Annotated in this window: 9 protein-coding genes; 6 read left to right on the top strand and 3 right to left on the bottom strand. The window is 73.7% G+C overall.

The window, feature by feature from the left end; translation table 11 throughout:
- Nucleotides 1–130 precede the first annotated feature (130 nt).
- Together DTB53_RS12270 and DTB53_RS12265 are read right to left on the bottom strand one after the other, a co-directional pair.
- The gene (locus DTB53_RS12270; protein WP_012378278.1) at nt 131–1,327 is read right to left on the bottom strand and encodes a macrolide family glycosyltransferase; all 1,197 of its coding nucleotides are present in this window, start codon (nt 1,325–1,327) and stop codon (nt 131–133) included.
- Nucleotides 1,328–1,333: 6 nt separating this feature from the next.
- On the bottom strand, nt 1,334–2,998 hold the full coding sequence (locus DTB53_RS12265) for an ABC-F family ATP-binding cassette domain-containing protein (RefSeq protein WP_012378279.1): 1,665 nt from the start codon (nt 2,996–2,998) through the stop codon (nt 1,334–1,336).
- A gap of 121 nt (nt 2,999–3,119) precedes the next feature.
- Here DTB53_RS12265 and DTB53_RS12260 point away from each other — a divergent pair, with 121 nt between their 5' ends.
- The 6 genes from DTB53_RS12260 to DTB53_RS12235 all read left to right on the top strand — a co-directional run bounded on the left by DTB53_RS12260 (nt 3,120) and on the right by DTB53_RS12235 (nt 9,639).
- Nucleotides 3,120–3,797, top strand: coding sequence for a TetR/AcrR family transcriptional regulator (locus DTB53_RS12260; RefSeq protein WP_012378280.1), 678 nt, complete (start codon nt 3,120–3,122; stop codon nt 3,795–3,797).
- 58 nt (nt 3,798–3,855) lie between these two features.
- Nucleotides 3,856–5,130, top strand: coding sequence for a VWA domain-containing protein (locus DTB53_RS12255; protein WP_012378281.1), 1,275 nt, complete (start codon nt 3,856–3,858; stop codon nt 5,128–5,130).
- A complete protein-coding gene (locus tag DTB53_RS12250; protein WP_012378282.1) occupies nt 5,130–5,969 on the top strand; it encodes a hypothetical protein in 840 nt (279 codons plus the stop codon). The genes DTB53_RS12255 and DTB53_RS12250 overlap by 1 nt, the downstream gene beginning before the upstream one ends.
- 99 nt (nt 5,970–6,068) lie before the next feature.
- Nucleotides 6,069–7,649, top strand: coding sequence for an aspartate:alanine exchanger family transporter (locus DTB53_RS12245; RefSeq protein ID WP_012378283.1), 1,581 nt, complete (start codon nt 6,069–6,071; stop codon nt 7,647–7,649).
- Between the two features lie 68 nt (nt 7,650–7,717).
- Nucleotides 7,718–8,158 carry a hypothetical protein gene (locus DTB53_RS12240; RefSeq protein WP_012378284.1) on the top strand — a complete coding sequence of 147 codons (441 nt, stop codon included), beginning with the start codon at nt 7,718–7,720 and terminating at the stop codon, nt 8,156–8,158.
- A 113-nt stretch (nt 8,159–8,271) separates the two neighbouring features.
- Nucleotides 8,272–9,639 carry a cytochrome P450 gene (locus DTB53_RS12235; protein WP_012378285.1) on the top strand — a complete coding sequence of 456 codons (1,368 nt, stop codon included), beginning with the start codon at nt 8,272–8,274 and terminating at the stop codon, nt 9,637–9,639.
- A gap of 54 nt (nt 9,640–9,693) precedes the next feature.
- Here DTB53_RS12235 and DTB53_RS12230 read toward each other — a convergent pair whose 3' ends face one another.
- The gene (locus DTB53_RS12230; RefSeq protein ID WP_012378286.1) at nt 9,694–10,668 is read right to left on the bottom strand and encodes an ABC transporter substrate-binding protein; all 975 of its coding nucleotides are present in this window, start codon (nt 10,666–10,668) and stop codon (nt 9,694–9,696) included.

Here is a 10,668-nt window from a genome sequence, read left to right as displayed (position 1 = left end):
TCCTCGGTCCTGGGGCGTGCCTCCGAGCCACTGCTCACCGGACCCTGACGCTCTCCGGGCCGCCGCTCACCGGCCCCTGCCGCCTCCCAGCCATTGCTCGTCCCGATCCCGGCACTCTCCGAGCCGCCGCTCACCGGCTCCCGACGCCCTCCCGGGCCACCATCGCCTCGATCAGGCCGACGGCGCGCGGGGTGCCGCCCTCGCTCCGGGCGGCGGCGCGCAACCGCGCCGACCTGCGGGCGGTTTCCGGGTCGGTGACCAGGTCGTCCAGGGCCGCTCGCAGGGTCTCGGCCGTGGCGTCCGGGGTGTCGATGCGGCGGGCGACGCCCAGTTCCACCAGCCGGTCCGCGTTCATGAACTGTTCGGCGCCCTGGGGTACGGCGATCATCGGGACGCCCGCGAGGAGCCCTTCGCCGCAGCCGCCCATGCCCGCGTGGGTGACGAAGGCGTCCGCCTGTTCCAGGATCGCCCGCTGCGGGACCCAGGAGCGCACGTCGACGCCCGGCGGGATGTCGCCGAGCTCGCGCGGGTCGGTGTGCCGGCCGATCTGGAGCACCACGTGCCGGCCGGGCAGGTTCCCGTACGCCGCGAGGCACTGGCGGTAGAACTCCGGCCGGTGCGTGTACGCCGAGCCGAGCGAGATCAGCAGGACCTTCTCCGCGTCCCGCGGCCGGGTCCACCGGTCCGTGTCGGCCCGGGCGTCGAAGCAGGGCCCGACGAAGGTCACCGTGTCGGGGTCGACCCTGTCGGCGCTGGGCTGCATGGCCTTCGGGATCAGCGCGAGGGCCCGTGCGGGAGGCCCCGAGAAGGCGTCGACGTCGAGGGTGGTCGCCCCGCAGCCGGCGAGCCAGCGGCCGAACCTCTCGCGGTGCTCGGAGGCCCCGGGCAGCGCCCGCAGGTGCGCCGCGACCTCCTGCTCGTACCCCTCCCAGGCCACGAAGGACGGGGACAGCTGCATGAGGGGCCGTCCCTGTGATTCGGCGAGGGCCCGTGCCGCGTAGGCGCCGATGTCGTACAGGTACAGGTCCGCGGGATCCTGGTCGTAGGCGGCGTGCAGTTGGGGCAGCGCCTGCGTCGCCTCGTCGAGGAAGAGGTCCATCGCGGCGACGGGGTCGGTCGGCCAGTTGTCGTCGGCGACGGGCAACACCGAGGAGCAGGGGACGAGTTCGGCGCCGGTGGCCTCGATCCGGTCCGCCACGAACGGGTCGTTGGCGTAGGTGACCCGGTGGCCGCGGGCCACCAGCTCGCGGATGATGGCGAGGCCGGGCAGGACGTGGCTGACGATCGGGACGCCGATCATCGCGATGTGGGAGCGGTGGGGCGGCATGGTTGATCACTCGCTTCGGCAGGGGTGGGGTGCAAGGGGCGGCGCGGGGCTCCTGCCTTCGCGCACGGTCGACCGGGTGCCCCGCAGTTCCCGTCGGGCGCCTCGCCAGCGGCTCCGGAGCAACCGGTCGTGGCTGACGAGGACGACGGTTCCGGCGAAGCCGGCCAGGGCGGTCTCCAACTCCTCCGCGAGAGCGGGAGAGAGGTGGTTGGTGGGCTCGTCGAGCAGCAGGACGTCCGCGGGCCGGCTGACCAGCCGGGCCAGGGCGAGCCGCTGCAGCTGGCCGGTGGAGAGCCGTGCGACGGGCACCGACAGGCGGGCCCGGTCGAACAGCCCGAGGGCCAGCAGCCGTTCGGCGTGCTCCTCCGGCTCCCCGGTGAGCCCCCGGGCGTAGGCGGCCAGCAAGGTCTCCTGCGCCGAGCCGGGCGCCGGGTCCTGGGGAAGGAAGCCGATCCGGCCGCGTCCGACGACATGGCCCCGGTCGGGTGTCAGCTCTCCCGCGAGGACGCGCAGCAGGGTGGTCTTGCCCGCCCCGTTGTCGCCGGTGATCAGCAGGTGCTCGCCCGCCCGGACCGTGAGGTCGACCGGGTCGAGCCGGCCCGCGACGGAGACGCCCGCGGCGTCGAGCGCGGTGCCGGTCCCCTGTCCGGCGCGGAGTCCGGGCGTGAAGCGCAGCGGGTCCGGCGGGGCGGGGACCGGGTCGGCCAGCAGGCGGTTCAGCCGTTCCTCGGCGTTGCGGACACGGGAGGCCAGGGACTGCTGCACACGGGCCCCGGCCTGGTTGTAGGAGAGTTTGTCGCCGTCCTTCATCGGCCGGCCCGGGGCGACCCGGCGGGCGGTGACAGCGGCCGATTCGCGCGTCCGGTCGACCTCCTCGCGCCAGCGGTCGTGGCGCTGGACCCAGCGCTGCCGGGCCGCCGCCCGCTCCGCGAGATAGCCGGGATAGCCGTTGCCGTACCGGACGAGGCCGTGCCGGTCCCCGTCCACCTCCAGGAGGCTCGTCGCGACGCGTTCGAGGAAGCGCCGGTCGTGGGAGACGGCGACGGTGGTGCCCCGGCGGGTGCGCAGGTGCTCCTCCAGCCAGGTCAGGGCGGACTCGTCCAGATGGTTGGTCGGCTCGTCGAGGAGCAGCACCTCCGGGGCGGCCGCCAGCACCGCCGCCAGGCGGAGCCGGGCGCGTTCGCCGCCGGAGAGGGCTCCCAGGGTCGCGGCGCGGTCCACCCGCCTCAGTCCGAGGCCGTGCAGGGCCCGCTCCAGCCGGGCGTCGGCGTCGTAGCCGCCGCGCAGCTCGAAGGCGGAGACGGCCTCGCCGTACGCGTCGAGCGCCGTGGTGTCGCCGTCGGCCATCGCCGCCTCCAGGCGGCGCATCCGCGCCTCGATCGCACGGAGGTCGCCGAGCGCGCGGTCGATGACCTGCTGGGCCGTCGTACCGGCCGGCAGGCTCTCGTCCTGGGCGAGGTGTCCGACGCCGCCGTCGGCGCGCAGGACGACACGCCCCCGGTCGGGACGCTCCCGTCCGGCGAGCAGTCGCAGCAGGGTGGTCTTTCCGGAGCCGTTCTCCCCGACGATTCCGGTGCGCTCGCCCCGGGCGAGCGAGCAGCTCACCGAGTCGAGTACGGGCCTGCCGTCGAAGGCCTTGCTGACGGCGAGCGCGGTGATCTGTGTGGGCATACGGGTGACTCCGAAGCTGTCGTGGACGAAGCGGTGGCGGCGGACCGCGAGGCCGGAGGAAAGCTTCGGAGGATCATCGGCTGCTCCACTAGTGCGACATCTGTTGCTTTAAGATGGTGCCATGACCCACACCCCCGGGCAACCGGATTCCCGAGCCGTCCCGGCGGGCGGCCGGCCCGAGCCCGTCCCCTGTGCCACGACGCCGGAGCGCCGACCGGGCGGTCGCACCGCACGCGTCCGCGCCCAGGTGCTCGACGCGGTCCGCGCCGAACTCGGCGAACACGGCTACGAGGGGCTCACGGTGGAGGGCGTCGCGGCCCGCGCGGGCGTCCACCGCACCACGGTCTACCGGCGCTGGGAGGACGTCGGCGGGCTGCTCGCCGATGTCCTGGACGCCGCGGGCGAGGACGACTGGGAACCCACGGACACGGGCTCCCTGCGCGGCGACCTGACGGCCCTCAACGACGAGATCCAGGAGTCCCTGGTCGCGCGGCCCTCGGTCCCCCGCGCGTTGATGGCCGCCGCGTTCCGCTCGGCGCGGGCCGCCGAAGCGCAGCAGCGGCTGTGGGAGGACCGGTACGCGCGCTGCGAGACCATCGTCGAGCGCGCCGTCGGGCGTGGCGAACTCCCCGCGCGCACCGACGCGCGGAGCCTGCTGATCGCCTCCACCGCACCGCTGTACCACCAGTTGGTGCTGCTGGGGACCGCTCCGGACCCTCGGCTGCCCGCCCGGGCCGCGACCACGGCGACGCTGGCCGCCGCGGCCGGCGCGTTCGGCCTCCCCGTACCGGAGGAGTGATCCCGGGCCCCAAGTGGCCCGGTTGGGAATACGAACTGATTTTCCATAAGATCCGGCGATGATCACTAGAAAACGGCTGACGACCGGGGTGGGCATAGCGCTCGCCACCCTGGCCGCCGGGCTCGGCACCGCGATCCCCGCCGCCGCCGACGAAGCCCCCGCCGCCCCCTCCCCCCAGGTCGAGCTGGTGCTCGACGTCAGCGGCTCGATGCGGACCCGCGACATCGACGGCCAGTCCCGGATGGCCGCCGCCAAGCAGGCGTTCAACGACGTCCTGGACGCGGCGCCCGAGGAGGTGCACCTCGGCATCCGGACGCTCGGCGCGGACTACCCGGGCGAGGACCGCAAGGTCGGCTGCAAGGACACCAAGCAGCTCTACCCGGTCGGCCCGCTGGACCGCACCGAGGCGAAGGCCGCGGTCGCCACCCTCGCCCCGACCGGATTCACCCCGATCGGCCCGGCCCTGCTCGGCGCGGCCGACGACCTGGAGGGCGGGGAGGGTTCGCGCCGGATCGTGCTCATCACGGACGGCGAGGACACCTGCGGGCCGCTCGACCCGTGCGAGGTGGCCCGGGAGATCGCCGCACGCGGCACCCATCTGGTCGTGGACACCCTGGGCCTGGTGCCCAACGCCAAGATCCGCCAGCAGCTGACCTGCATCGCGGAGGCGACCGGCGGCACGTACACCGCCGTCCAGCACAAGGAGGAACTCTCCGGCCGCGTCAAGCAGTTGGTGGACCGGGCCGCCGAGCCCGTCGTCACTCCGGTGGCGACCGAGGGGGCCGGGAGCTGCTCCGCGGCACCCGAGCTGAAGCCGGGCCTCTACACCGACCGCGCGGAGATCGCCCAGCACCGCTGGTACCGCGTCGACGTGCTGCCCGGTCAGGAGCTGCGCGCCTCGGCGAGCGTGGCGGCCGACCGCGCCGTGGACGACGACTACGGCGTCCTGCTGCGGGCGGTGACCGCACACGGCCGGGAGATCGTCCGGGGTTCCGAGGCCGGCACCGGCCGCACCGACGTGATCTCGTCCGGGCTGCGCTATCCGAAGCCCGAGGTGGCGGACGGCGACGACGACAAGCCCGCCGCCGAGACCGTCTGCCTCCAGCTCGCCCACTCCTTCTCCGCGCCCGCCTCGGTGAAGAAGTCCCCCGGTCTGCCGGTCGAACTGACCGTGGACCTGGTGGACGGCCCCGACAACGCCTCGGACGTGGCGGCCTTCGGGCTCGGCCGCGGCTGGTGGCTGCTCGGCGTACTCGTCCTGACCGGACTGCTCGCGGGCCTGCTGACCGGCTGGATCTCGCGCTGGCGCGTCGCCGTCTGGAGGACCAACTGATGCGCACGACCTCTCACCGCACCCATGGCGCCCGGCGCGCGCTGGCCGGAGCGCTGCTCGCCGGACTGACCCTGCTCACCCCGGCGGGCACGGCCGTGGCCGACGGCCCCCCGGCGAGCGCGAGCCCCGCCGAGGACGGGGCGGGCCCCACCGAGGCCGGGACCACGTTCCGTACAGCCACCGCGCTGGACCAGGGGCAGACGGGCACCGCCCGGGCCTCGGCGGGCGACTACCTGTACTGGGTCTTCCCCGCCGACGCCGGTCAGCGGCCCACCGTCGAGGCCACCGTGAAGCTGCCTTCGAGCGCCCGGAGCTCCACGTCCACCTGGCAGCTCGACGTCTACGACGGGCTGCGCCGCCGCCAGGCCTGCATGTACGGGCACCAGACCAGGAAGGCGGCGGCCGACGCGGCCACCGTCGAGCTGTCCTGCGTGCTGCGCACCGTACGGTCCTGGTCCGAGCCGTGGGCGAGCGATCCGCTGCCCGGCAGCTACTACGTCCGCCTCACCGCGGTGGACCTGCCCGCCGCCGGCCTCGGGCTGCCGGTCGGCGTCGAGGTGAAGGCGGTCTCCGAGGAGCAGGGCGGGGCCCACGACGTGGACGGCACGCTCTCCGAGCCGCTGGTGCCGGGTGTGTCGGTCGCCTCGGCGGGCGAGACGGACGCCGCACAGCGGGTGCCGTCCGCCGATGGGCCGGAGGACGGCTGGGCCTCGGGCTGGTGGACCGACCGCTGGCTGTGGACCGTGGGCGGTGGCGTGCTCGCGGCCCTGGCGGCCGTGTTCGGGTACTCGCTGACGCGGGGCCGGGGCCGGCCGGCCCACGTGCCGCACGGCGGCTGAGCGAGCGGGCCGCCGCTCCCCGGGTGGCGGCCTCCCCCGGCCTCGCGGATCCTGGCCCCCGACAGGGACGGGATCTTCGAGGTCGGGGAGGCACGGCCGGTGTGGCAGTTCTTCGCGGACAACCCGTGGGTGGCGGTGTTCGCCGTGATCACGCTCGGCGCGCTGCTCGGCATGGTGCGCTTCGGCCCGGTCCGGCTCGGCGCGGCCGGGGTGCTGTTCGTCGGTCTCCTCGTCGGCGCGCTGGACGAGGACATCGCCGCCGCCGTGCCGGCCGGGGTCTCGGCGCTGGGCCTCGCCCTGTACGTGTACACGGTCGGCCTGGAGTCGGGCCCCGCGTTCTTCCGTGAACTGCGCGGCCAGCTCCCGGTGATGGCCGGAGCGGTGGTGGCCCTGGCCGTCACCGCGGCGGTGGTCGGCTTCGTCGGACACCGCGGGTTCGGCATCGCCGGGCCGTTCCTGGCGGGCGGGTACGCGGGCATCGGGACCACCACCCCGGGCCTCGCCGCCGCCCAGGACGCCTCCGAGGACCCGACCCAGCCCGCCGTGGGGTACGCCATCGGCTATCCCCTCGCCGTCGTCATCACGATCGTGTTCGTCTCGGCGATCGCGGCCCGCCGCCACTGGACCGCCCGCCGCGACCCCGGCTCGGGCCTGCCGGCCACGCTCGTCACCCGTACGGTCCAGGTCGCCCGTGACCTGCGCTGGGCGGACGTGCCCGGCGCCGCCGCGCACCGGGTACTGGCCAGCGAGTACCGCCCCGCCGACGGCGTGACCCGGGTCGCCCGGGAGCTGGACCGCCTCTCCCCCGGCGACCAGGTCGTCCTGGTCGGCGGCGATGAGGACGTACGGGCGGCGACGGACGCCCTCGGGTCGACGGCCCCCCGCCACCTGCTGGACGACCGCAGCGCGGTGGACTACCGGCGGGTCCTGCTGACCAACCCGGACCTGGCCGGGCACACCGTCGGGGAGCTCGGACTCGGCGAGAAGTACGGGGCGCTCGTCAGCCGGGTGCGGCGCGGCGACTTCGACATGCTCGCCCACGACGACCTGCTGCTCCAGCTCGACGACCGGGTGCGGGTCGTCATGCCGCGCGAGCGGACCGGCGAGGTGACCCGCTACCTCGGGGACACCGAGGCCGAGGTCAGCGAGGTCAGCGCCGTCAGCCTGGGCCTCGGCCTCACCCTGGGCTTCCTCATCGGCATCCCCTCCCTCACCCTGGGCTCCACCACACTCGCCCTGGGCACCGGGGCCGGACCGCTGGTCATGGGCATGGTCCTCGGTTGGCGCCGGCGCACCGGCCCCCTCGTCTGGACCCTGCCGACCCGCGCCAACCTCACCCTGCGCCAGATCGGACTGCTGCTCTTCCTCGCCGTCGTGGGGCTCACCTCGGGCTACTCGTTCCGGGAGAACGCCTTCTCCCTCTTCGGGCTGAAGCTGGCGGCCGTGCTGGCGATCGGCGCGGTCGTCAGCTACGCCCTGCTGGTGCTGGTCGCGAAGGCGCTGGGGCAGAGCCGGGAGCGGACCATGGGACTGCTGTCGGGCTACGTCGGCAACCCGGCGATCGTGGCGTACGCCAACAGCCGGGCGAGCGACAGCCGGATCAACAACGGCTACTCGACGCTGTTCGCGCTCGCCATCCTGGTCAAGATCGTCTGCATCCAGCTGATCGTGGGCCTCTGACACCGGCCCGTCCGGTCCGCGGCTAGGCTGGCCCCTTCACCGGTCGGGTCGGGGCGGCGGAGGACGGCATGGGCGGGACGGCGGCGTACGTACGCTTCCAGGGCACCGAACGGAGCCCCCGGGGCCACTTCCCCGGGATCTTCGCGCTGGCGGGCGGCCTGGCCCGGGAGGGCCGTCTGACCGAGGAACAGCACCGGTTCTGGCGGGCGGCGAACGACTGGTACGACGCCGCCTACTCCGACCCCTCCCGGATCGACCCCGCGGTGTACGACGCCGGGGTGAACCCGGGAGCGGTGGCCTGGTTCAAGGGGACGGCGACCCACCTGCTGGACCGGATCCCCGGCTACCTCGCACTCCTGGCCGCGCACGGGGTGGCGTGCGAGCGGGTGGAGTCGGCGGATCCCGGCCGGGTCGTGTACGAGGACGAGCACCAGGTCGTCGTGGTGCCCCACTCCGCCGGTGAGCGTCCGACGGACTTCTCCAACTGCCGTGCGGAGTACAGCACCTGACGGAATCCGGCCACGCCGGCCGTCGCTCTGGTGGAGCGCCGCCCGCATCCTGTTCGATGGGCTCGAACAGTCGCGCGCCGGCAGTGGCGCGCCCCAGGGAGCGGAGTTCTTCGATGTCCACGCAGACCGGCCCGGCACTCGGCACCCCGCCCCGCGGCCATGCGTTCGTTCCGGGGCCCAGAGGGCTGCCGCTCGTGGGGAATCTGCCGCAGTTCGGCAAGAACCCCCTCGCCTTCTTCGAACTCCTGCGCGGCCACGGGGACATGGTGCGCTGGCGGTTCGGGCGCAAACGGTGCGTCTTTCTCGCCGACCCGGACCTGGTGGGCGAGTTGCTCACCGAGACCGAGCGCACCTTCGACCAGCCCAGGCTCGGCATCGCCTTCCGTACGGTGCTGGGCAACGGGATGCTCGTGGCGCGGGGCCGGGACTGGCGGCGCAAGCGCTCGCTGGTGCAGCCGTCGGTGCGGCCCAAGCAGGTCACGTCGTACGCGACCACGATGGCGGGCTGTGCGGTGGAGCTGGCGGACCGCCTGGCGGACGGCCAGCGGATCGACGTCAAGCGGGAGATGTCCGCGCTGACGCAGAAGATCGCGGTGCGCACGATCTTCGGGGTGGACACCCCCGCGGACTCCGAGGCGATGGGCCGGGCGATGGACGTCGCCCAGATGGAGATCGGCAAGGAGTTCGCCGGGCTCGGCGCGCTGCTGCCGGACTGGGTGCCGACCCCGGGCCGGACGCGGATCAGGAAGGCGGCCGGCGTCATCGACGCCGAGGTGCGCCGGGTGGTCGCCCGGCACCGGGACGGCGACGAGGAACGCCCCGATCTGCTCAGCCGGTTGCTCACCGCCGTGGACGAGAGCGGGACGCGTCTCAGCGACGAGGAGATCCGGGACGAGGCGGTCACGCTGTACATCGGCGGCCACGAGACGACGAGTACGACGCTGGTGTGGGCCTGGTACCTGCTCGCCCGCAACCCCCGCGTGCGGGAAGCGCTCGCCGAGGAGCTCGACCGGGTGCTCGGCGACCGGGACCCCGGCTTCGGGGACTACGCGCAACTCACGTACGCCCAGGCCGTGGTGAAGGAGACCCTGCGGCTGTTCCCGGCGGTCTGGCTGATCACCGGCATCGCGAAGGAGGGGGCGACGATCGGGGGTCTGCCGGTGGCGGAGGGCACCCGTGTGTGGAGCAGCCAGTGGGCCACGCACCGCGACGCGCGGTGGTTCCCCGAGCCGGAGGAGTTCCGGCCGGAGCGCTGGGACGCCGAGAGCGGCGACGCCATCCCGGAGTACGCGTGGTTCCCGTTCGGCGGCGGTCCCCGGGTCTGCATCGGTACGCGGTTCGCGATGGTGGAGTCCGTCCTCCTCCTCGCCGTGCTGGCCCGCCGTTTCACGCTGGACGTGGACCCGGGCGAGATCACGCCGCTGACGGGGCTGACGCTCCAGCCGGACCGGGACGTGCTGGCGACGGTCCGGGCGCGGTAGCGGGAGAGCGCCCGGCGCCCGGGCCCTCGGGAGAGGGCCGGGCGCCGGGCCGTGTCAGTCCCGCGGAAGCCACTTCCTCCACACGTCCGGGTGGCGCTCGATCCAGCGCTTCGCCGCCTCCTGGGGGTCGAGCTTCTCGGCGGCGATCATCTCGGACACCTCGTTCTGGTCCTTCTCCGACCAGTGGAACTTCTTCAGGAACGCGGACGCCTCGCCGCCGCGCTCGGCGAAGTCGGCGTTGAGGAACTTCTGCAACGGTGTGGTCGGGTAGGCGCAGTCGATGTCCGCCGGGTCCTTGGCCGCGCACGCGTCCGTGTACTCGGGGAGCTTCACCTCGACCATCGGCACCTCGTTGAACAGCCACTGCGGCTGGTACCAGTAGCTGAGGAAGGGTTTCTTCTCCTTGGCGAACTGCTGGATCTGGGTGATCTGGGCCGCCTCCGAGCCGGCGAAGACCACCTTGTAGTCCAGGTCCAGGTTCTTCACCAGGGCCACGTCGTTGGTGACGTAGGACGGCGAGCCGTCCATCAGCTGGCCCTTGCCGCCGCTCTCGGCCGTCTTCAGCTCGTCCGCGAACTTGTTGAGGTTCTTCCAGTCGGTGACCTCGGGGTTCTCGTCGGCCCAGTACTTCGGGACGTACCAGCCGATGTGGCCGGTGACGCCGAGGTCGCCGCCCCGGACGATGGTCTTCTTCTCGTCGATGTACAGCTTCTCCTGGTCCGGGTGGCCCCAGTCCTCCAGGATCGCGTCGACGCGGCCCTGGCTGAGGGCGTCCCAGGCGGGGACCTCGTCGGTCTGGACGAGGTCGACGCGGTAGCCGAGCTCCTCCTTGAGGATCTGCTCGGCGACGGCGACGTTCGCCTGGGCGCCGACCCAGGACTGGACGGAGAGGGTGACCGTCCTGACCCCGGCGGGGGCGGCGAACGGGGAGGCCTGCTGGGTCATGTCGGCGGCGCCGCAGCCCGCCGTGGTGAGCAGGGCGGTGGCCGAGGCGAGCGCCACGAGCAGGCGCGTGCGGGAGCGGTTCAT

The organism is Streptomyces griseus (assembly GCF_900460065.1).
Classification (GTDB): domain Bacteria; phylum Actinomycetota; class Actinomycetes; order Streptomycetales; family Streptomycetaceae; genus Streptomyces; species Streptomyces griseus.
Note: the sequence above shows the minus strand (reverse complement) of the source record. Positions and strands in the feature narration are given on the sequence as shown.